Here is a 22,303-nt window from a genome sequence, read left to right on the forward strand (position 1 = left end):
ACATGAAATACACCCGCGCTGATTTCCCCAAAGACTTCCTCTTTGGTGTCGCAACCTCGGCCTATCAGATCGAAGGCCACGCACAGGGCGGCGCCGGCCCGACCCATTGGGACAGTTTCGCGGCCACGCCCGGCAACGTGGTGCGTTCCGAAAACGGCGATCTGGCCTGCGACCACCTGCACCGGTTCGAACAGGATTTCGACCTGATCCGCGAGGCCGGGTTCGACTGCTATCGCTTTTCCACCAGCTGGGCGCGCGTACTGCCCAAAGGGCGCGGTCCGGTGAACCAGGCCGGGTTGGACTATTATGACCGGCTGGCCGACGCCCTGCTGGAACGCGGCATCCGCCCCTGCGCCACCCTGTATCATTGGGAGCTACCCTCGGCCCTGGCTGATATGGGCGGCTGGCGCAACCGCGACATCGCCGACTGGTTCGCCGATTTCACCGAGATCATCATGGGCCGCATCGGCGACCGCATGTACAGCGTCGCCCCGATCAACGAGCCCTGGTGCGTCAGCTGGCTGAGCCATTTCGAAGGCCACCACGCCCCCGGCCTGCGCGACATCCGCGCCACGGCCCGCGCCATGCATCACGTCCTTCTGGCCCACGGCCGCGCGATTCAGGCGATGCGGGGCCTTGGCATGTCGAACCTGGGCGCGGTGTTCAACCTGGAATGGGCCGAACCTGCCGATGACACCCTCGAGGCCCGCGCGGCCGCCGATCTGTATGACGGTATCTACAACCGGTTCTTCCTGGGCGGCGTGTTCAACAAGGCCTACCCCGAGAACGTCCTGCAGGGGCTGCAGGCCCACCTGCCCGATGGTTGGCAGGATGATTTCGACACGATCGGCACGCCGGTCGACTGGTGCGGGCTGAACTACTATACCCGCAAGCTGATCGCGCCCGCCGACACGCCCTGGCCCGGCCTGCAAGAGGTCCCCGGCCCTCTGCCCAAGACGCAGATGGGGTGGGAAATCGAGCCAAGCGCGCTGACCCGGTTCCTGACCCGTACGGCCCGGGACTACACGGGCGATCTGCCGATCTATGTCACCGAAAACGGCATGGCCAGCCCCGAGCGGCAGCAGGATGACGACCGCATCGACTATCTGAATCAACATCTGGCGGCGGTGCAGGACGCGCTGGATCAGGGCGTTCCGGTCAAGGGCTATTTCATCTGGTCGCTGCTGGACAATTACGAATGGGCGCTGGGATACGAAAAGCGGTTCGGCCTGGTCGATGTCGATTTCGACACGCTGGAACGGCGCCCCAAGGCCTCGTTCCGGGCGATCCAGGCCGCGTTGGCCCAGGGCGATCCGGTCTCGGTTCCAATGGCGCAGCCTAGGGGCGCGATGCACGACCACTGGAACCTGGTGGCCGATATCGGCGGCACCAACACGCGACTGGGGGTCGTCACCAATGGCACCCTCACCGATCTGCGCAAATCGCCCACCGGCACCCTGCCCGAGTTTCTGGCCGCCCTGCACGACCTGTGCGCCGAGATCGGAACGCCGCCGCGCGCCGTAGTCGCCGCGGGCGCGGGCCCGGTGCGCAATGGCACGATCCGTCTGACCAATGCCAATCTGGACCTGTCCGAGGCTGACATCGCCTCGGCCACCGGCGCGGACCACACCTTTGTCATCAACGACTTCACCGCCGCTGCGTGGTCGGTGGCCGAAATCACCGGCGATGACGTGCAAGCCCTGCAAGGCGACCCGACCCCGCCCAAGGGCACCCGACTGGTGGTCGGCCCCGGCACCGGGCTGGGCGTCGGGGCGCTTTTGTATTCCGAAGGCCACTATCACACCGTCTCGGGCGAGGGCGGCCATGTCGGCCTGTCACCCCGCACCCGCGACGAGGTGGACGTGTTCGAAGCCGCCCGCCGGATCGCGCCCGAGTGTTTCTTTAGCGACAGCCTGACGCTCGAGGCCGAGATGTTCCTCAGCGGTACGGGCCTGCCGATCCTGTATCGCGCCGTGGGCATGGCCGCGGGCCAGCCCGACACGCCCGCCCTGCCCGCCAAGGACATCCTGCAGGCCGCGCGCGACGGGTCCGATCCGCTCGCCATGCGCGCCGCGCAGATCTTCACCACCCATCTGGGCGCCGTGATGGGCGACATGGCCGTGACCCTGATGCCCACGGGCGGCGTCTTCCTTGTGGGCGGCGTGGCCGAGAAGAACCGCTGGCTGTTCGGCGACGACTTCCTGGCGGCCTTCAACGCCGGAGGCCGGTTCGACGCGCTGCGGCGGGGCTTTGGCGTTTATGTGTCGGAACAGGCCGAATTTGGCATTGTTGGCGCTAACAACTTCTGCAAAAATGCGCTCGCGCGGTAAACTCACCGCCAGATCTTTGCAGAAGGAAGGAGCCGGGACATGATCCTGTGCTGTGGCGAGGCCCTGATCGACATGATCGCAGAGCCGACGGTTTCGGGCGCGCAAGGTTTCGTGCCGCATTCGGGCGGCGCGGTGTTCAACACCGCCATCGCGTTGGGCCGATTGGGTGCGCCTGCCGGAATGCTGACCGGGCTGTCGAGCGACATGTTCGGCCAGCAACTGTCTCAGGCCCTGAAAGACAGTCATGTGGATGGCTCGCAGGTTGTTCTTTCGGACCGTCCGACCACGCTGGCCTTCGTGCAACTGCAGGACGGGCACGCCACCTATTCCTTCGTCGATGAAAACTCGGCCGGGCGGATGCTGCGCCCCGAGGACATGCCGGACCGGTTGACCGCGACCTCGGCGCTGTATTTCGGCGGCATCAGCCTGGCCTGCGAGCCCTGCGCCGATGCCTATGCCGCCCTGCTGGACCGCCACGGCGCCGAGCGCGCGGTGATGATCGACCCCAACATCCGCCCCGGCTTCATCCAGGACCAGACCCGCTATCGCACCCGGCTGAACCGGATGATTGCGCAGGCCGACATCGTCAAGGTCTCGGACGAAGATCTGGACTGGATCGTCCCCGGCCCCGAAACGCTGGAAGAAAAGGTGCCGCTGCTGCTGCAGGCCGGCCCCGCCGTGGTCATCGTCACGCGCGGCAGCCAGGGCGCGACCGGGTATCTGGCCGATGGCCGCACGGTTTCGGTGCCGGTCACGCCGGTTCAGGTGGTCGATACGGTGGGCGCGGGCGACACGTTCAACGCCGGGGTGTTGGCGCAACTGCACCGCGCCGGGTTGCTGACCAAACAGGCGCTCCGTGCGATCTCGCCCGACGACCTGCGCGCCGCGCTGGAACTGGGCGGCAAGGTCGCCGCCGTCACCGTATCCCGCGCCGGGGCCAACCCGCCCTGGGCGCACGAGCTGTAAGTCATCGAAAGCACCGATATGAAACGATCCGAGATCAACCGCATCAAGGCCGAGGCGCAGGCCTTCATCAATTCGTTCGGCTTTGCCCTGCCGCCCTTTGCCGACTGGACGCCCGAGCAGATGCGCAGCCCGCAGGCCGCCGGCATCCGCGCCCGCGGCCTTGGCTGGGACATCACCGATTACGGCCAGGGCAAGTTCGACGAGCTGGGCCTGTTCCTGTTCACCCTGCGCAATGGCGACGAAAAGGACCTGAGCGCAGGACGGGGCATGCTCTATGCCGAGAAGCTGCTGATTTCGCGTGACAAGCAGCTGTCGCCGATGCATCGCCACATCGTCAAGGCCGAGGACATCATCAACCGCGGCGGCGGCGATCTGGTGATGGAGATCTACGCCTCGGCCCCCGATGGCAGCATCGACCGCGATACCCCCGTCACCGTACCCAGCGACGCCTGCCCGGTGACCATCCAGCCGGGCGAGCATCTGCGCCTGAAACCGGGCGAAAGCGTCACGCTGATGCCCGGCATCTGGCACGCCTTCTGGGCGGAAAAAGGCGATTGTCTGATCGGCGAAGTCTCGACCGTCAATGACGACCGCACCGATAACGTGTTCGAGCAGCCGATCCCGCGCTTTGCCACGATCGAGGAAGACACCGCGCCCGAGTTCCTGCTGGTCGCCGACTTCTAAGCGCGCGGGGCCGGGCCAAAGGGCGGATCCGAGGCCAGCGTCAACGCGACCCGGCCCGGGCTTGCGGCCTGGGCCAGCCGGTCTCGGACGGCCTGGAAGGCTTCGATCGTCACGGGTTCGGCGGGTTTCAGATAGACAAGATGGAACAGTGCCCGCCCGCTGCGCACCGTCGCCACGTCCAGCACCTGAAACGGGCTGTCGGCACAGATCCGGCGGGCCTGCCCAATGATCTCGGCCCGGGCATCGGCCGGCAGCGCCACACCCACGATATCGCGCAGCGCGCCCAGAAACACCTTGATCGGCTGCGGCAGCAGCGCCAGGCACAGCAGCAACACCACCAGCGCATCCGACACCGGAACCAGACCGGCAAGCGGCCCGCCTTCAAGCAGGTTGATCGCGAAAAACGCCGCCCCGGCCCCAAGGCTCAGCACCCCGTCGACCATCGCGGCCCGGGACTCGACCCGCAGCAGATCGCTGGCCTTTCCCGTGCGGCGCCAGTTCCAGCGGTGATAGGCGAACAGCGCCAGACAGATTGTCGCCATCGACCCGGCGTAGATCAGGATCCATTCCAGAACCACCGGCGCGGCTTCGCCCGTCTTTGCATAAGCCAGCAGACGGTTCACCGCCGAACCAGCCGCCATCAGGATGATCCCGAACAGCAGCAGGCTGCGGAACATCACGAAGACGGATTCGTCGATCTCGTATCCGAAGGGGCGGTTCTGGTCCGGGGCCCGTCGGATCGAGGCGGCGACCCATCCCGCCACCACAGCTGTTGCGAAATTGAGCCCCGAGAACAGCCCGTCCAGCAACAGCGCATCGGAGTTTGCCAGCAACCCGGCCACAACCCCGGCACCCGCCATGAACAGGCTGGCCCATTTTGCCGCGTTCAGCGACCGGCGTTCAAAGATCAATGTGTCCTGCATCGGCTCAGCTTTTCCGGTTGATGAGGCTGGCGGTCATTTATGTCCGACGGGCCAAGGCGCAAGCCCCGCGCTCATGCCCGTCCGCGTATCATGTCGGCAGCCTTCTCCGCGATCATGATCACGGGCGAGGCGGTATTGCCCGAGACGATCTTAGGCATCACCGAGGCATCGACCACCCGCAGCCCCTCCAGACCCCGAACGCGCAATTGTGGATCGACCACCGCGGCGTCGTCGCTTCCCATGCGGCAGGTGCCGACCGGGTGAAAGATCGTGGTGGCGATGTCGCCCACCGCATCCAGCAGGCCCTGTTGGTCGTTGATCTCGGGGCCGGGCAGAACCTCTTGCGGGTGGTAGGGTGCCAACGCCCGCGCCGCCATCACCTGCCGGGCCTGCTGCACGGATTTGACGGCTACCTGCCGGTCACGCTCGGCCGAGAGGTAATTCAACCTGATCTCGGGCTGGGCCGTCGGATCGGGCGTGGTGATATGGCAGTGCCCCCGGCTTTCGGGTCGCAGATTGCAGACCGAGACGGTGATCGCGGGGAACGGATGCAGCGGGTCGCCCAGCCGGTCGGTCGACAGCGGCTGCACGTGATACTCCAGATCCGGCGTGGCCAGCATCGGGTCGGATTTGGTGAACATGCCGAACTGGCTGGGCGCCATCGCCATCGGGCCCGACCGGGTCAGGGCGTACTGCGCCGCGATGCGCGCCTTGCCCCACAGGCTGTTGGCCATGGTGTTCAGAGTTTTGGCATTTTGCACCTTGAACACGGTTCGGATCTGCAGGTGGTCCTGCAGGTTCGCCCCCACGCCCGCGCTTTCATGCTGAACCGCGATTCCGTGCGCCGCCAGCACCTGGGGGTCGCCGATCCCCGACAGTTCCAGCAGCTTGGGCGAGTTGATCGACCCCGCCGCCAGCAGAACCTCGGCCCCGGCCACAGCGCGGTATTCGGTGCCCCCCCGCGCAAAGCGTACGCCTCGCACGATCTTGCCCTCGAGGATCAGGGCCAGCGTCTCGGCCTCGGTCAGGACTCGCAGGTTTGGCCGTTTCATCACGGGGCGCAGAAATCCCTTGGCCGTGTTCCAGCGCACGCCGTTCTTCTGGTTGACCTCGAAAAACCCCGAGCCCTCGTTGTTGCCGTCATTGAAATCGGCGCGCGGCTGGATGCCGATCTCGCGCGCGCCGTCCTGCACGGCTTTCAGGATCTCCCAGCTCAGCCGCTGTTTCTGAACCTTCCACTCGCCGCCGGACCTGTGCATTTCGCTGTCGCCGGCGTGGTGATCTTCGGATCTCAGAAAATAGGGCAGCACGTCGTCCCAGCCCCAGCCCGCATTGCCCAGCTGCCGCCAATGGTCATAGTCGGCCGCCTGCCCGCGCATGTAGATCATCCCGTTGACCGAGCTGCACCCGCCCAGCAACTTGCCGCGCGGATAAACCAGCGACCGCCCGTTCAGACCCGGCTCGGGCGCGGTTTTCATCATCCAGTCGGTGCGCGGATTGCCGATGCAGTACAGATACCCAACCGGGATGTGGACCCAATGGTAATTGTCCGACTTGCCCGCCTCGAGCAGCAGAACCCGTGTCCTGGAATCCTCGGTCAGCCGGTTGGCCAGCACGCAGCCCGCGGTACCCGCGCCTATGATGATATAGTCGTATTCGCCCTCAAGCCGGGCGGTTTCAGATGTGGCGGAATTCATTCTCGGTCTGCTCTGTGCATTGTTCCTGATCCTGCGGAGCGCAGCTTAGCAGCTGTCGCCGGCAATGCACGGGCTCGATGTCGCATTCCGCAACAGTATTTCGCAATCCTGCAGGTCGCGCCCACGGTCGGCGGTCAGACTGGTGTCAAAGGAGGCCCAGAATGACCCAGACCGCCACCCGTGTCCGAACCGGAGGCCGCGCCGCCCGCCGCGCCCTGCGCACCGCGCCCTGCTTTGACATGTTGCCGGGCCTGACCCGCAACATCCCACTGTGCGAAGTGATGGACGGATCACAGGTCGAGCGGATCGACGCGGCTTCGATGGACATCCTCGAAAACGTGGGCGTGCAGTTCCGCGACCCGATCGCGCTGGCCGACTGGAAGGCGGCTGGAGCCAAAGTTGACGGCGAGCGGGTGTATCTTGATCGCGGGCTGGTCCGCGAATTGATCGCGACGATCCCCTCGGATTTCACCTATCACGCCCGTGACCCGCGCAAGAATGTGCGCCTGGGCGGGCCGCACGCGATCTTCGTGCCGATGACCGGCGCGCCGTTTCTGCGCGATCTCGACGACGTACGCCGCAACCCGACGCTGGACGATCTGGCGATGTTCCACAAGCTCAGCCACATGCTGCCGGCGCTGCATTCCAGCGCCCATCACATCGTGGAACCCTATGATCACCCGATTAGCCAGCGCCATCTGCGCATTACCTATTCGTCGATGAAGTATTCCGACAAGACCTTCATGGGCATGACCACCTCGCCCAGAAACGCCGAAGATGTGATGGAGATGTGCGCGATCCTGTTCGGCGAGGAGTTCATGGAGGATCACCCGGTCACCACCGGCAATTGCAACGGCAACTCGCCGCTGGTCTGGGACGAGACCATGCTGGGGGCGATGCGCGCCTTCTGCCACCGCAATCAGCCGGTGCTGTGCTCGCCCTTCGTACTGGGCGGGGCCAACACGCCGGCCAGCGTGCCGGCGACGGTCGCGCAGCTGAACGCCGAGGCACTGAGCGCGCTGGCCTATACACAGGTGATCCGGCGCGGCTGTCCCGCGATCTACGGGCACTATCTGTCGACCGTCAGCATGAAATCCGGCGCGCCGATGTCGGGCACGCCCGAGATCAGCCTGATGAACTTCATGATCGGCCAGATGGCCCTGCACTACGGCGTGCCCTGGCGCAGCTCGAACACGCTGGGCGGGGCCAAGACATTCGATGCGCAGGCAGGCTACGAATCCGCCACCACGCTGTCGGCGGTGATCCATGCCGGGGCCAACTATATCTGGCATTCGGCGGGCTGGAACGAGGCCGGGATGCATTGTTCGACCGCCAAGTTCGTTGTCGATGCCGAGCAATGCGCCATGGCCTACCGCATGGCCGAGGGCCCGAAATGGCACGACTTCGACGAGGCAGTTGCCGCCGTGTCGGATATCGGCCCGGGCGGACACTATCTGGGCCATCCGCACACACAGGACAATTTCCAGGAGGCGTTCTTCATGCCCGAACTGTTCGACAACAACTCGATCGAACAATGGGTGGCCGAGGGCGGGGTCGAGATCACCGAGCGCGCCCTGAACCACGCCCGCAAGCTGCTGGCCGAGTATCAAGAGCCCCGAATGGACCCGGCCACCGACGAGGCGCTGCGCGATTACATCGCCCGGCGCGAGCGGGAAATTCCCGCCGCCGACGAATTGAACCAGCACTATTAGGAACACTCCACTTGCCCGCCTGCCTGTCAGGCGGGCCTTTTTCATTCGTCGCGCGCGCGCCATTCCTTCCAGCGCAGCACCATATTGGCACCGATCTCAGACAACGGTCGGGGCGGCAGGCGTTTGGGCCGGTCCTCGGCACCGAAATGATCGCTGATCCCGGACCGCACGCCACAGGCCATTTCGGCCGCGGCGATCCCGGTCAGGGTGCCGCGCGCGGTGCCCAAACCGTTCTGGACGCAGGCGGAATAGACGCCGGTCTCGATCTCGCGGGTGACCGAGACGCCGTTCAGGCTCAGGCACAGATGGCCGGCCCATTCGTACTCCATCGCGATGCTGCGCAGCTGTGGAAAGCGCCGGTCGAACTTGCGCCGCATCACCGCAGCTGCGCGCCGCAGGTCCGATGCCCGCGCCTCCATGCCCGGACGCAGCACGGCACAGGTGCGGGTAATGATCCGGTTGCCGCCCTGCCCGGTGTCGATCCGGCGCATGGTGGTGCCCATCGGATCGGACGGGGTCACGCCCCAGCGCGGCTGGCCACCCAGCCGGGCCAGCGCATCGGCCTCCAGTTCTCGCGTCATCGCCGCGAACAGAAACAGCTGCATCAGCCGGCCACGTTCCACCCCGAAACTTTCCAGATGACCGTTCACCGACAGGATCAGCCGGCCGGTCGAGACCTGCCCGCGCGCGATCTGCACACGCCAGCCCGCCCCGTCGCGCTGGAATGCGTTGACCGCACTGTGTTCATAAATCTGCACCCCATCGGCCGCCAAACCCGCCGCCAAACCGCGCACATAGCCCGCCGGCTGCAGCATCACCGTGCCCGGCGTATACAGCCCCGAGACATAGTGCCCGGACCCGGTAAGTTCCTGCATCTGCTGCGGGTCCAGCATCTCGAACCGCTCGCCGAGGCTGTCCAGATGGCGGGCATAGCTTTGGTTGTGCGCATGTCCCGCCGGGCTGGCCGCGCCGTTCACTTTGCCCGCCGGATCGAAATAGTTGGGGTCGATGCCGTATTCTTCAACCGCCGCGCGGGCAAAGGCGATGGCCCGCCGGTTCAGCCCGATCATCGCCCCGTCATCGCCCGCCCCGGCATAGTCGTCCGAGGCTAGGTCATGGGGCAGATCGATCATGAAGCCCGAGTTGCGCCCCGCCGCGCCTTCCGCCACGCGCCCGGCTTCAAGCACCACGATCCGCGCATCGGGCACCAACTGCCGCAGACGCCGCGCCGCAGACAACCCGGCAAAGCCTGCGCCCACGATGGTGAAATCTGCGGTGATACTGCCCGCAAGCTGCCGCGCGGGAGGTTGCGGGCCCAGCAGGGCATTCCACGCAGCCGAGCCGCGCTGCACCGGCAGGCGGCAAGCGGTGAACCGCGTCAATCCACCGCCTCGTCGGCATCATCCGACAGGTCGATCCACAGCGTCTTCAGCTGCGTGTACTGGTCATGCGCGTGCAGCCCGTTGTCCCGCCCGCCAAAACCAGACTGCTTGTAGCCGCCAAACGGGGTCGAGATGTCGCCCTCGCCAAAGCTGTTCACCGTCACGGTTCCGGCCCGGATCGCGCGGGCGCCGCGCAGGGCGCGCTTGGCGTTGGCCGTAAACAGCGATGCGCACAGCCCATATGGCGTGTCATTGGCCATCGCGATGGCCTCGTCGAACCCCGCGACCTCGATCACCGACAGAACGGGCCCAAAGATTTCCTCACGCGCCAGCGGCGCGTCATTGTCGGGCAGCTCGACCACGGTTGCCTCGACGAACCCGTTTTCGGCTTTGCCGCCCAGAAGGACTGAAGGCGCCTTGTCCAGATAACCGCAGACCTTGTTGAAATGGTCTTTGCTGACCAGCGCGCCCAGACGGGTTGCAGGGTCCAGCGGGTCGCCCACAGTCCACTGGCGGGTGTGGTGGGCGATGCGCTCCAGCAGGTTAGCCTTGACCGCGCGGTGCACGATCAGGCGCGACGTAGCCGAGCAATTCTCGCCCATGTTCCAGAACGCCCCGTTCACCACATGGGCGGCAACCCGGTCGAGGTTCTCGGCATCCTCCATCACGATAGCCGGGTTCTTGCCGCCCATTTCCAGCACCACCTCCTTGGCGTTGCTTTCGGCCGCATAGGACAGGAATTTCTTGCCCGTCACGGTCGAGCCGGTGAATGACACCATGTCGATATCCATGTGCCGTCCGATGGGTTCGCCCACCTCGGCGCCGCCACCCGGAACCACGTTCAGAACCCCGCGCGGCAGCCCGGCCTCGGCCGCCAGTTCGGCCAGACGCAGGGCGGTCAGCGGGGTCTCCATCGCCGGCTTCACCACCACCGAGCACCCGGCTGCCAGCGCCGGGCCGATCTTCCAGGCCAGCATCAGCAGGGGGAAGTTCCACGGCAGCACCAGCCCCACCACCCCGATCGGTTCGCGCAGGATCATCGCGATGTGGTCGTCGCTGGCAGGCGCGACTTGATCGTAAATCTTGTCAACCGCCTCGGCATGCCATTTCAGGCAGTGGATGGCCTCGGGGATATCCACGGTTTCGCAGTCAAAGATGGTTTTGCCGCTGTCGATGCTTTCCATCACCGCCAGTTCGCGAGCATTGCGGGTCATCAGCTTGGCCAGGCGGATCAACACATCCTTGCGCGCCGACGGGTGCAGGCGCGACCAGCGGCCGTCATCGAAGGACTCGCGCGCCTTTTCCACGGTCAGGTCCACATCGGCGGCGGCGCAGGCCGCGACCTCGGTCAGCACCGTGCCGGTGGCCGGATTCACCGTGGGAAACACCGCGCCCGAGATCGCCGGGCGATAGCCGCCGTCAATGAAGGCGCCGGTGGGCAGGTCCAGCCCGGCGGCGATGGATGCGTATTCGTCCCGTGTCAGCAAGCCCATGCCTCAGCCCTCCGCCATGATGTCTGCGATCTTGCTTTTCAGCACGCGGGTCACCTGTTCCAGCGCGCGCTTGTCATCCTTGTTCAGCCCCTTCACGGGCGGCCGAACCGCGCCCGCCGGGATGCCGTTCATCGTAACCCCATGCTTGATGGTCTGGATGAACTTGCCGCCCTGTTCGAGCACCCGCATCAACGGCATCAGCGCCGACATGATCCGGCGGCCCTTGGCGAAATCGCCTTGCAACACGCAGGTCTCATACAGCGCCACATGCTCGCGCGGCAGAAAATTCGACCCGCCACAGACCCAGAACGGCGCACCCCAAGCGAAGAATTCCAGCGCCTGATCGTCCATGCCGCAGCCCAGCTGGATATGCGGATAGTCCCGCGCCAGCATGTGCACGCGGTTGATGTCGCCCGAGCTTTCCTTGATGCCGCAGAAATTGCGGCTGCGCCCGACGCGATCGAGGAACTCAGCCCCCATCATCGTGCCGGTGCGGTGCGGATAATTGTACAGCATCACCGGCAACTCGGCCGCCTTGTCGATGGCCAGTGCATTCAGGGCGTTTTCCCGATCCGTCGGCACCGAATAGGGCGGGCTGGCCAGCAGGATGGCATCGGCCCCGATCTGGCGCGCGCCTTGGGCCAACGCGATCGAATCCGGCGTCAACATCGCGCCGGTCCCGACCACCAAAGGCAGCCGACCCTTCAGTCGCTGGTGAGTAAAACGCGCCAGTTCCAGCCTTTCATCGACGGTCTGGGCATAGTTTTCGCCCGTGGACCCGCCCGAGATCATCCCGTGCACGCCATTCTCGACCAGGTATTCGATCACCTCGGCCAAGGCATCCCAATCAACGCTGAAATCCGCGTGATACGGGGTCACCACCGGGGTGTAGATCCCCTGAAATCTGAACACAGGCGTCATCTCATTCCTCTTGCCGGGCACGCGTGAAACTTGCGCCCGACACCAAGGCTAAGAAAAATACAAGATGTGCACAATGCAGATTCCCGACATGAACAGCCCAGGGTCCGACATGTCGTAGGAAATCCGGCGACCAAGGGTCGGCGTGGACACCGTCAGCCCAATGCCTGACCTTCCTGCCAGACCTGGAGCAGCCGTTGGTCAGAGACATGCAAAATATTTGCGCGGGCACCAACCGCCAAACGGCCAAGATCTGATCTGCCGATCAGGTCCGCGGGAAACCGGGTCGCCATGTCGAAAGCAGCTTGCAAAGGCAGTTGCGCGAATGCAACGACGTTGCGGACCGCGTCCAACAGCTCGAGATGCGCACCGGCCAGCGTTCCATCGGCGAGGGTCAACCGGTTGCCGTCGCGCAAGATCTGCCGGCCGTTCAGCAGGAAGCTGTCGATATCCGACCCGGCGGTCGCCATCGCGTCGCTGACAAGGAAGACACAGCCTGGGTCCGCTTTGGCCCGAATGGCATTGCGCACTGAAACCGGGTGGACGTGAATTCCATCAGCGATCAGGCCCGCCGACAGCTCGCCAAGCGCCAGCGCTGCGCCTACGACGCCGGGCTCTCGATTACCCATCTGGCTCTGAGCATTGAACAAATGTGTGACGCAACGCGCCCCGGCCTGAACGGCTCTCTGACAGGTTTCAAAACTCGCATCCGTATGGCCCATCGAGACGACGATCCCCGCTTGGGTCATGGCGCGTATCTGATCATCGGTCACACTTTCCGGCGCCACCGTAACCTTGAGAACCGGCAACTGCGCGGCTGTGTCCAGCAACAAATCCAGATCAGCCTGCGCCATCGGTCGGATCAGGGCAGCGTCATGTGCACCTTTGCGGGTTTGGGACAGGTGCGGGCCTTCCAGATGAAGGCCGACGATGCCGGGAACACCCACGGTCACGGCCGCAATCGTGGCCGCGATCGCCCGGCGCGTGATCTCAGGCGTATCCGTGATCAGCGTTGGCAAGATCGACGTTGCTCCGATACGCGCATGTGCCTGCGACATCGTGCGGAGCGTGGCCAGATCTGGGGCGTTGTTCAGCATTGCCCCGCCGCCGCCATTTACCTGCAGATCGACGAAGCCCGGGACCAGAAGGCCACCGTCCAGCCGCGACACCCTCGCTGTGCCAGGAGTGTCGGAGACAGGCGTCACGCCCCCGATACGCCCTTCCGCGAACAGAAGAGTATGATCCTGCAGGATACCTGCAGGTGTCAAAATGTCCGCGCCCGCCAGAGCCTGCAATTCGCTGGTCATACGGTTTCCGTCACCTTGTTCAGGTGCCGCGGTGCGTCCGGGTCGATCCCGCGCGAAGCGGCAAATGCCTCGACCATCGCGTAGAAGGAGACGATCAGGCTCAGCGGGTCGGTCAGAGCATGGCCCGTGCGGACATGCGGAATGCGCGTTGCTGCAGTAACCCTGTCCGTGGTCGCAAAGACACGGGCACCCTTGGCGCTGATCGCGTCGGCCACCTCCGCCAACGCAGGCTCCGCCGCATCTGCCGCTGCAAAGCTGAGTACCGGAAAACCGTCCTCGACGATGGACACCGGCCCGTGCAGAACCTCGGCCGAGGAATAGCTTTCAGCGTGCAGCTGGCAGGTCTCCTTGAATTTCAGCGCAGCTTCGTTCGATACGGCCAGTGCCTGGCCCCGGCCAAGCGTGAACAGCGACGGGTGAGCACCGATAGCGTCACGCACTTCGGGCCAATCGATCCGGGCCGCCTGATCCAGCTGCTCGGGCAGGTCGCGCAACGCCGCCAGCAACGCCGCATCCTGCCCCCACTCTGCCAACAGCCACAAGCCGGCCACCGCCGATGTGACGAAGGTCTTGGTTGCCGCAACACTCAGTTCGGGGCCCGCCTGAATATCTATGGTGTGATCGCTGACCTCGGCCAACGGTGAAGCGGCGTCGTTGGTCAACGCTACTGTCAATGCGCCGTCGCGCCGGGCATTGCGAGCCATGGCCACGATGTCAGGGCTTTTGCCGGATTGCGACACCGACAGGCACATCGCCTGACGCATGCGCAGAACGGAATCGTAGATCGATCCGATCGACGGCCCGACCGAGGCCACCGGCACACCCAATAGGATCTCCGACGCGTATTTGAGATAGGTGCAGACGTGATCGGAAGACCCGCGTGCGACCGTCACGACAAATGTCGGGTCCAGTTCGCGGGCAACCGAGGCGACCGCCTCAATGTCGGTCTGGCCCCGACTCAGAAGCCTTTCTACGGCCACGGGGATTTCATCAATTTCCCGGCGCATCCGGGTGATCTGCTGTTGCATGATGTGTCCTAGCTGTTGGCCAACCGCAATTCGGCGACAAAATCATAGGCGTCGCCGCGATAGATCGACCGAGTGAATTCAACGACCCGCCGATTGGACAGGTATGATGTTCGAACGATGCGCAGTCCGGCCGCACCGGGTTCGACCCCAAGCAAGCCCGCGTCGGCGCTGTCCAGATTGATCGCCGATATGCGCTGCAGCGCCCGTACGGGCCGGTTTCCATCCCGCTCCAAGACTTCGTACAAGGAGGCTTCGACCTCCTGCGGGCGCGGCAGAATGTCGATTGGCAGCGAGGCCCGTTCGATCGCCATGGGCCGATCGTTGGCCATACGCAGGCGCGAGATGCGCGCGACCGCTTCGCCCGAGGACAGGGCCAGCGCCACCACCTCCTCGGGCGACGGAGTGTGAACACCGCGCTCGAGCCACTCGCTTGAGGATTCAAGACCGCGTCGGTTCATGTCCTCGGTGAACGAGGTCAGCCGTGACAGGGATTGCTCGACCCGAGGCGTTCCGTCGGCCACAAAACTGCCCGAGCCCTGGCGCTGAATGACGATTCCCCGATCTACCAGATCCTGCATCGCCCGACGCACGGTGACGCGGGAAAGGCCCGTGAGGTTTGCGATCTCGCGTTCGGCCGGGAGCGGTGCACTTTCCGCCAGCAGACCATTCTCGATGCCCTCTTCGATCCGCTTGCGCAGCCGAACGTACCGAGGCCCCACGGCCTGCTGCATCCAGTCACCGGTCCTGAGGAAAGTTTCGATCGTTTCGGCGGTCATGCTGCCCCCAATCTGGCGCGCTCGGCCAGCTGTGCGGCGAGCTGCAGCGCCCCGTCAAGGGCGGTGCCCGCCGGTTCGATCATCGCGCTCTGCACCTCGGCGGAAAGATAGTCGATGTAATGCGATGCCACCCCGCCTACTACACAGACCGGCTCGTCAGCATCGCGACCAAGGGCCTGAAGCCCTGCAGCGACATAGTCGGCGCCCTCGCGCATCAGGGCCACGGCCACCACATCGCCTTTTTGAGCCGCCGCAATGATTTCGGGCGCGAAGTCTGCGATTTCGGCCGGCCGCGCCTGCCCCGCAAATCGCACGATCTGCATCGGGTCATCGTCAAAACGTCTGCGTATGGACCGCGTCAGCGCGCTGTCGGGGATTATTCCGTCCGCTGCAAGCAACACCCGCCGCAGCAACTGCTTTCCCAGCCAATATCCGGACGCATCATCACCGATGAGCGCGCCGTATCCGCCAAGCAACCGGATTTCGCCATCACTTTGCCGGGCCAGGAACGATCCTGTGCCGATCCCGATCAAACATCCATCGACCGGACCCAACGCCCCAACCACGGCCGAGCGACGGTCATCCTCGACTTGCACAATGCGCGATGGCAGGTGCCGTGCGATTTCAGCACCGGTGTCCGCGTCGGTCACGCCAGCCAGCCCTGCGTAGATCGGAATCCCGGTCAAAGCCGCTTCGGGCATCGCAGCACGCTCGGCCAGAGCCCGCAGCCCGGCATTCAGCGTTGAGATAGCCGCCGCACGATCGGAATAGACATTGGCGCTTCCCAGAACCAGATCATGCCGCCCGGTGGGGCCGACCATGGCAAACCGGCAGCGTGTACCGCCACCGTCAATTGCAATGAGATATTGGAGGGACTCATCCATATAGATACCTTTACGATACCTTTTGTCTGAAAAAAAGACCTCTTGTGTGCCGAGATCGTGATTTTTCATGCTTATCGGTCGATATTTCGTGATTTAAAACTAATGGTAGACAAAAGGTATTATATAGGTATTATCTTCGATGCCAAAGGGGAATCACATGACGCCGCACATGCTGCCGCAAACCGAAATGCTGCGCGACGAATCCGAGGGACTGGACCTGCGCCCGGACGCCGAAGTTCTGCGCCTGCTGCTGGATGCGCAGAAAGCCGCACTGAACGGGCTGGATGCATGCCTTCAGGATATCTCAAGAGGTGCGGCATTGATGGCAGAAACCATCCGCACCGGGGGGCGGCTCTATTATGCCGCCGCCGGGTCGTCCGGGCTGATGGGCTTGGCCGATGGGGCGGAGATACCGGGGACATTCGGCCTGTCTCCAGAGTCGATCGCCATCTGCATGGCCGGCGGCATACCGACCGGGGCAGAGATGCCGGGTCACACCGAAGATGACACCCGAACTGCCGAAATCGCAGCCGCCGACCTCCGCCCCACGGACACGGTGATCGCGATATCCGCCAGCGGCACCACGCCTTACCCGTTGACCTTTGCCGGAATTGCAAGGTCCCGCGGCGCCAAAACCATCTGCATTGCCAACAACGCCGACGCTTTGCTGTTCGAGCACGCCGATTGCGCAATTTGCCTGAACACCCCGCCCGAAGTCATTGCCGGATCGACCCGACTGGGCGCCGCAACCGCGCAAAAGGCGGCGCTCAACATGCTCTCGACCCTCATGGGTGTCAGGTTGGGCCATGTGCATGACGGCATGATGGTCAACGTGGTGGCCGACAATGCCAAGCTGCGTCAGCGCGCAGAAGGAATCATCCGGAACATAACCGGCGCCACACCTCAGCACGCCGCTGATGCCCTGAATCGTGCCGAAGGCAACCTGAAGCTTGCCGTACTTTTGGCCGCCGGTGCCGCAACACCGGCGCAGGCCAGTGAACTGCTGACGGCATCGGGCGGCCATCTGCGCCCTGCGTTGGACCAGATTTGAACCAAGAAGAAGACCAAAAGGGAGAATACATCATGAGAACAACCACACTGACCGCCGTGCTGCTGGCGTCATCGGCCCTGGCCGGTGCGGCAATGGCCGAAACCACGCTGACCATCGAAAGCTGGCGCAACGACGACCTGGCCCTGTGGCAGGAAAAGATCATCCCGGCCTTTGAGGCCAAGCATCCCGACATCAAGATCAAGTTCACCCCATCGGCCCCGGCGGAATACAACGCCGCCCTGAACGCCAAACTGGATGCCGGCTCGGCCGGAGACCTGATTACCTGCCGCCCCTTCGACACCTCACTTGGCCTGTACGAGGCAGGCAAACTGGCCGATCTTTCTGATCTGGAAGGCATGGCGAATTTCTCGGACGTCGCCAAATCAGCGTGGCAGACCGATGACGGCTCGGCCACCTTCTGCGTGCCAATGGCCTCGGTGATCCACGGGTTCATCTACAACAAGGACGCGTTCAACGAGCTGGGCCTGTCGGTTCCGGAAACCGAAGCCGAGTTCTTTGCCGTTCTGGACAAGATCAAGGAAGACGGCACCTATATCCCCATGGCCATGGGCACCAATGACCAGTGGGAAGCCGCCACCATGGGTTACAACAACATCGGGCCGAACTACTGGAAGGGCGAGGAAGGTCGCCTCGCCCTGATCGAAGGTTCTCAGAAACTGACGGACGAGCCGTGGGTCGCCCCCTACCGCCAGCTGGCCAAATGGGGTGCCTATCTGGGCGACGGGTTCGAAGCGCAGACCTATCCTGACAGCCAGAACCTGTTCACGCTGGGCCGCGCCGCCATCTATCCGGCCGGCAGCTGGGAGATCAGCGGCTTCAACAACCTGGCCGATTTCGAGATGGGCGCTTTCAAGCCGCCAGTCCAGAATGCCGGGGACGAGTGCTATATCTCGGATCACACCGACATCGCCATTGGTCTGAACGCGGCGTCGCCCAACGCCGATGCGGCACGCACCTTCCTGAACTGGGTCGGGTCCGAGGAATTCGCGCAGATCTATGCAAACGCCCTGCCCGGCTTCTTCTCTCTCTCCAGCTTCGATGTGGCGATGGAGGACCCACTGGCACAGGAATTCGTCAGCTGGCGGAACGAGTGCAACTCGACCATCCGGTCCACCTATCAGATCCTGTCGCGTGGAACGCCCAACCTTGAGAACGAGACCTGGAACGCATCGGCTCAGGTGATCAAGGGTGAGGAATCGCCAGAGGACGCCGGCAAGCGCCTGCAGGACGGGTTGGCCAGCTGGTACGCCCCGCACCAGTAACCCGTCTATCGTGACACAAACGGCTCTGGCCAGGCGGCCAGAGCCACCCTGAGCTTTCGAGGAACAACATGGGCAATCGCCGGATCAAATGGCACATCGTGGTGTTTCTGGCACCCGCAGTGCTGGTCTACTCGGCCGTCATGGTCTTTCCGCTGTTCAACACGCTGCGGCTGGCACTGTACACCGAGGTCGATCAGGCCCGTGTGTTCGTAGGCCTGGACAACTTCCGCACCCTGTTCGGCGACCCGATTTGGTCGGATGCGTTCTGGAACGCACTGGGCAACAATTTCTGGTTCTTCTTCATTCACATGCTGGTGCAGAATCCGATCGGGATCGCACTGGCGGCAATCCTCAGCCACCCACGCCTGCGCTTTGCTGCGTTTTATCGATCGGCCATCTTCATCCCGACGATCCTGTCCTTCGTGATCGTTGGCTTCGCCTGGAAGCTGATCCTGTCGCCGATCTGGGGCATCGCCCCCGATATGCTGGCCGCGGTGGGACTCAAATCTCTGTTCGCGCCTTGGCTGGGCAAAGAAGAATACGCGCTGACCACGCTGGCCCTGATTTCGGTCTGGCAGTTCGTGGGCATTCCGATGATGTTGATCTATGCCGCCCTGCTGTCGATCCCCGAAGAGATCCTCGAGGCTGCCGAAGTCGAAGGCATCACCGGCATGTCCGCCTTCTGGAAGATCAAGCTGCCGCTGATCCTGCCTTCTATCGGCATCATCTCGATCCTGACATTTGTCGGCAATTTCAATGCGTTCGATCTGATCTACGCATCCCAGGGCGCTCTGGCGGGGCCGGACTTCTCGACCGACATCCTTGGCACGTTCATGTACCGGACCTTCTTCGGGTTCCAATTGCAACTCGGTGACCCGCATATGGGATCGGCCATCGCAACGGGCATGTTCGCCATCATCCTGACAGGGGTCTGCATCTATCTGTTCCTGATCCAGACCCGCATCCGCCGGTATCAGTTCTGAGGGGCCCGAAGAGCATGAACAAAGCCCGCAGAAACCCCTTCAACATCGCCGCCATGCATGGCGCGCTGATCCTCTATACGCTGATCGCCCTGTTTCCGGTCTTCGTGATCGTGATCAACAGCTTCAAGTCGCGCAAGGCGATCTTCCGTGAACCGCTGGCCCTGCCCGATGCCGACTCGTTTTCGATGATCGGATACCAGACGGTGATGAAACAGGGCGACTTCTTCCTGTATTTTCAGAATTCGATGATTGTCACCGTCGTGTCGCTGTTCCTGATCCTGCTGTTCGGCGCAATGGCGGCTTTCGCGCTCAGCGAATACCGGTTCAAGGGCAACACGCTGATGGGCCTGTACCTTGCATTGGGCATCATGATTCCGATCCGCATCGGCACGGTTGCGATCCTTGACATGATGGTGGCGACCGGTCTGGTCAACACGCTGATGGCGCTGATCCTCGTCTACACCGCACAGGGCCTGCCGCTGGCCGTATTCATCCTGTCCGAGTTCATGCGGCAAGTCAGCGACGACCTCAAGAATGCAGGCCGCATCGACGGGCTGAGCGAATACACCATCTTCTTCCGCCTGGTTCTGCCTCTGGTGCGTCCGGCCATGGCGACCGTGGCCGTGTTCAACATGATCCCGATCTGGAACGACCTGTGGTTCCCGCTGATCCTGGCCCCGGCCGAAGAGACCAAGACCCTGACCCTCGGTAGCCAGGTCTTCATCGGTCAGTTCGTCACCGACTGGAACGCGGTGCTTTCGGCACTCAGCATGGCGATCCTGCCGGTCATGGTTCTGTATGTCATCTTCTCGCGGCAACTGATCCGCGGGATCACTTCGGGGGCGGTCAAATGATCCGGGTTCTGATCGCAGGTTTGGGAAACATGGGCCTCAGCCACGCGCTGGCGCATCATCACCATCCCGACGCCCAGATCGTGGGTCTGGTGAACCGATCCGGGACAGTGGATCACCCGGATTTGCAGGGGTATCCGGTCTTCACCGATTTCCATACGGCGCTTGCAGACACCAACCCTGATCTGGCCGTGATTGCCACCTATTCCGACAGCCATGCCGATTATGCCTGTGCCGCAATGGACGCCGGTGCGCATGTATTTGTCGAGAAACCCCTGGCCACCACGGTCGCAGACGCACGCCGTGTCGTCGAGAAGGCCACTGACGCCAACCGCAAGCTGGTGGTTGGTTACATCCTTCGGCATCACCCCTCGTGGATGCGACTGATATCCGAGGCGCGTTACCTGGGCGGCCCCTATGTCTTTCGCCTGAACCTGAACCAGCAGTCCGACGGCCCGACATGGGAGACGCACAAGGCGCTGATGCAAACCACCTCACCCATCGTGGACTGCGGTGTGCATTACGTCGACGTCATGTGCCAGATTACCGATGCCCGGCCGGTTCGGGTCAACGGCATGGGCCTGCGACTGTCGGACGAAATCGCACCCGACATGTACAATTACGGCCAGTTCCAAGTGGTGTTCGAAGATGGCTCGGTTGGTTGGTACGAGGCCGGTTGGGGTCCTATGATGTCCGAAACGGCGTTCTTCGTGAAGGACATCGTTTCACCCAATGGCGCGGTTTCCATTACCGAAGGCAACAAGGGCGCATCCGACGATGTGGACGGCCACACAAAGGTGGGCGGCATTCTTGTGCACAAATCCAGCGGCGACACCCTGATCGAGATGGATGGCGAACCTGGCCACCAGGAACTGTGCGACGCCGAACAAGCCTACATGCTGCAAGCCATCGCGCAGGACATCGACCTGACCCGCCACATGAATGACGCGGTGCAATCCCTGCGGATCTGCCTTGCCGCCGACCAAAGCATTCGATCCGGCCAGCCGGTCGACCTGAAGGAGACGTGACGTGACCGCCCTGAAACTGACCAATGTGTGCAAGTCCTTCGGACAGGTAAACGTGCTGAAGAACATCGACCTGACCGTCGAGGAAAACGAATTCGTGGTCTTTGTTGGCCCCTCGGGTTGCGGCAAGTCCACCCTGCTGCGCGTAATCGCGGGGCTTGAAGAGGCGACCTCGGGAACGGTGGAAATCGATGGCCAGACCGTCAACGAGGTCCCACCTGCCAAGCGCGGCATCGCAATGGTGTTCCAGTCTTATGCGTTGTATCCGCATCTGACTGTTCGGGGGAACATGGAACTGGGCTTGAAACAGGCCGGGCATCCCAAGAACGAAATCGCGCGCCGCATCACCGAAGCCAGCCGCATGTTGTCGCTGGATCCCTATCTTGAACGTCGCCCGGCCGAGTTGTCCGGCGGTCAGCGCCAGCGCGTCGCGATCGGCCGCGCGATCGTGCGCAACCCCAAACTGTTCCTGTTCGATGAACCGCTGTCGAACCTGGATGCCGCGTTGCGCTTGAACACCCGGGTCGAAATCGCAAACCTGCACCGCCAGATCGACGCCAGCATGATCTACGTGACCCACGACCAGACCGAGGCGATGACTTTGGCGGACAAGATCGTTGTGTTGCGGGACGGCCGGGTCGAACAGATCGGCAGCCCGATGGAGCTCTACAACAACCCCGCCAACCGTTTCGTGGCCGAGTTCATCGGGTCTCCGGCGATGAATTTCGTGCCCGCCGATCGGATCGGTGGGTCTGGCCGGCAACTCATCGGCATTCGCCCTGAATACGCTCGCCTTGGGCAGTCGGGTCCGCTGTCAGGCACAGTCGTTCACGTGGAAAACCTTGGCGCAGATACCAACGTGTTGGTCGATATCGGTACCGACAAGCCTTTTACCGTTCGGGCCTTTGGTCAGCATCAGGTGTCCCCGGGGACGCAGGTCGGCATCGACTATGATCCGGCCAATGCACTGACGTTCGGAGAGGACGGGTTGCGGGTTTGACCGGGCGCGT

The 22,303-nt window shown here is 63.5% G+C and carries 19 protein-coding genes; 10 read left to right on the forward strand and 9 right to left on the reverse strand.

Features of this window, described 5'->3' with window-relative positions; genetic code table 11:
• The first annotated feature begins 2 nt into the window (after positions 1-2).
• Genes AC2FNZ_RS10390 through AC2FNZ_RS10400 form a run of 3 tightly spaced genes read left to right on the forward strand, consistent with a single transcriptional unit; the run spans position 3 to position 3,980 of the window.
• Positions 3-2,330, forward strand: a complete 2,328-nt coding sequence (locus AC2FNZ_RS10390) for a GH1 family beta-glucosidase (RefSeq protein WP_496840522.1) — start codon at positions 3-5, stop codon at positions 2,328-2,330.
• A 39-nt stretch (positions 2,331-2,369) separates the two neighbouring features.
• A complete protein-coding gene (locus tag AC2FNZ_RS10395) occupies positions 2,370-3,296 on the forward strand; it encodes a carbohydrate kinase family protein (RefSeq protein ID WP_496840523.1) in 927 nt (308 codons plus the stop codon).
• A gap of 18 nt (positions 3,297-3,314) precedes the next feature.
• A complete protein-coding gene (locus AC2FNZ_RS10400; RefSeq protein WP_496840525.1) occupies positions 3,315-3,980 on the forward strand; it encodes a D-lyxose/D-mannose family sugar isomerase in 666 nt (221 codons plus the stop codon).
• Here AC2FNZ_RS10400 and AC2FNZ_RS10405 read toward each other — a convergent pair.
• Both AC2FNZ_RS10405 and AC2FNZ_RS10410 read right to left on the reverse strand, forming a co-directional pair.
• Complete coding sequence (locus AC2FNZ_RS10405) at positions 3,977-4,903, reverse strand: cation efflux transmembrane domain-containing protein (protein ID WP_496840527.1); 927 nt, start codon at positions 4,901-4,903, stop codon at positions 3,977-3,979. The genes AC2FNZ_RS10400 and AC2FNZ_RS10405 overlap by 4 nt on opposite strands.
• A gap of 71 nt (positions 4,904-4,974) precedes the next feature.
• Positions 4,975-6,600 carry a GMC family oxidoreductase gene (locus tag AC2FNZ_RS10410; protein ID WP_496840529.1) on the reverse strand — a complete coding sequence of 542 codons (1,626 nt, stop codon included), beginning with the start codon at positions 6,598-6,600 and terminating at the stop codon, positions 4,975-4,977.
• Positions 6,601-6,761: 161 nt separating this feature from the next.
• Here AC2FNZ_RS10410 and AC2FNZ_RS10415 point away from each other — a divergent pair, with 161 nt between their 5' ends.
• The gene (locus AC2FNZ_RS10415) at positions 6,762-8,312 is read left to right on the forward strand and encodes a trimethylamine methyltransferase family protein (protein ID WP_496840530.1); all 1,551 of its coding nucleotides are present in this window, start codon (positions 6,762-6,764) and stop codon (positions 8,310-8,312) included.
• 41 nt (positions 8,313-8,353) lie between these two features.
• Here the strand turns inward: AC2FNZ_RS10415 and AC2FNZ_RS10420 are convergent, their stop codons facing one another.
• The 7 genes from AC2FNZ_RS10420 to AC2FNZ_RS10450 form a co-directional block, all read right to left on the reverse strand.
• Entirely contained in the window at positions 8,354-9,694 is a 1,341-nt protein-coding gene (locus tag AC2FNZ_RS10420) for an NAD(P)/FAD-dependent oxidoreductase (RefSeq protein WP_496840531.1), read from the reverse strand.
• Positions 9,691-11,187, reverse strand: a complete 1,497-nt coding sequence (locus tag AC2FNZ_RS10425) for an aldehyde dehydrogenase (protein ID WP_496840533.1) — start codon at positions 11,185-11,187, stop codon at positions 9,691-9,693. The genes AC2FNZ_RS10420 and AC2FNZ_RS10425 overlap by 4 nt, the downstream gene beginning before the upstream one ends.
• Positions 11,188-11,190: 3 nt before the next feature.
• Positions 11,191-12,108 (reverse strand): dihydrodipicolinate synthase family protein, encoded by a 918-nt coding sequence (locus tag AC2FNZ_RS10430; RefSeq protein WP_496840535.1) that lies wholly within the window; start codon positions 12,106-12,108, stop codon positions 11,191-11,193.
• A gap of 152 nt (positions 12,109-12,260) precedes the next feature.
• Positions 12,261-13,412: an N-acetylglucosamine-6-phosphate deacetylase gene (gene nagA, locus AC2FNZ_RS10435; RefSeq protein ID WP_496840536.1), complete on the reverse strand. Its 1,152-nt coding sequence runs from the start codon at positions 13,410-13,412 to the stop codon at positions 12,261-12,263.
• The gene (locus tag AC2FNZ_RS10440; protein WP_093963177.1) at positions 13,409-14,440 is read right to left on the reverse strand and encodes an SIS domain-containing protein; all 1,032 of its coding nucleotides are present in this window, start codon (positions 14,438-14,440) and stop codon (positions 13,409-13,411) included. The genes nagA and AC2FNZ_RS10440 overlap by 4 nt, the downstream gene beginning before the upstream one ends.
• Positions 14,441-14,448: 8 nt before the next feature.
• Entirely contained in the window at positions 14,449-15,216 is a 768-nt protein-coding gene (locus tag AC2FNZ_RS10445; protein WP_496833551.1) for a GntR family transcriptional regulator, read from the reverse strand.
• Positions 15,213-16,100, reverse strand: a complete 888-nt coding sequence (locus AC2FNZ_RS10450; RefSeq protein WP_496840537.1) for a glucosamine kinase nucleotide-binding domain-containing protein — start codon at positions 16,098-16,100, stop codon at positions 15,213-15,215. The genes AC2FNZ_RS10445 and AC2FNZ_RS10450 overlap by 4 nt, the downstream gene beginning before the upstream one ends.
• A gap of 157 nt (positions 16,101-16,257) precedes the next feature.
• Between AC2FNZ_RS10450 and AC2FNZ_RS10455 the strand changes: the two genes are divergently transcribed.
• The 6 genes from AC2FNZ_RS10455 (at position 16,258) to AC2FNZ_RS10480 (ending at position 22,293) form a co-directional block, all read left to right on the forward strand.
• Positions 16,258-17,151: an N-acetylmuramic acid 6-phosphate etherase gene (locus AC2FNZ_RS10455; protein WP_254920163.1), complete on the forward strand. Its 894-nt coding sequence runs from the start codon at positions 16,258-16,260 to the stop codon at positions 17,149-17,151.
• 32 nt (positions 17,152-17,183) lie between these two features.
• A complete protein-coding gene (locus tag AC2FNZ_RS10460) occupies positions 17,184-18,434 on the forward strand; it encodes an ABC transporter substrate-binding protein (RefSeq protein ID WP_496840539.1) in 1,251 nt (416 codons plus the stop codon).
• A 68-nt stretch (positions 18,435-18,502) separates the two neighbouring features.
• Complete coding sequence (locus tag AC2FNZ_RS10465; protein WP_093963180.1) at positions 18,503-19,417, forward strand: carbohydrate ABC transporter permease; 915 nt, start codon at positions 18,503-18,505, stop codon at positions 19,415-19,417.
• Positions 19,418-19,431: 14 nt separating this feature from the next.
• Positions 19,432-20,271 carry a carbohydrate ABC transporter permease gene (locus AC2FNZ_RS10470; protein ID WP_170341791.1) on the forward strand — a complete coding sequence of 280 codons (840 nt, stop codon included), beginning with the start codon at positions 19,432-19,434 and terminating at the stop codon, positions 20,269-20,271.
• Entirely contained in the window at positions 20,268-21,296 is a 1,029-nt protein-coding gene (locus AC2FNZ_RS10475) for a Gfo/Idh/MocA family protein (RefSeq protein WP_496840541.1), read from the forward strand. Before AC2FNZ_RS10470 ends, AC2FNZ_RS10475 begins: the two co-directional genes overlap by 4 nt.
• A gap of 1 nt (position 21,297) precedes the next feature.
• Positions 21,298-22,293 carry an ABC transporter ATP-binding protein gene (locus AC2FNZ_RS10480; RefSeq protein ID WP_496840543.1) on the forward strand — a complete coding sequence of 332 codons (996 nt, stop codon included), beginning with the start codon at positions 21,298-21,300 and terminating at the stop codon, positions 22,291-22,293.
• Positions 22,294-22,303 lie beyond the last annotated feature (10 nt).

Source organism: Ruegeria sp. SAZA006, assembly GCF_059613465.1.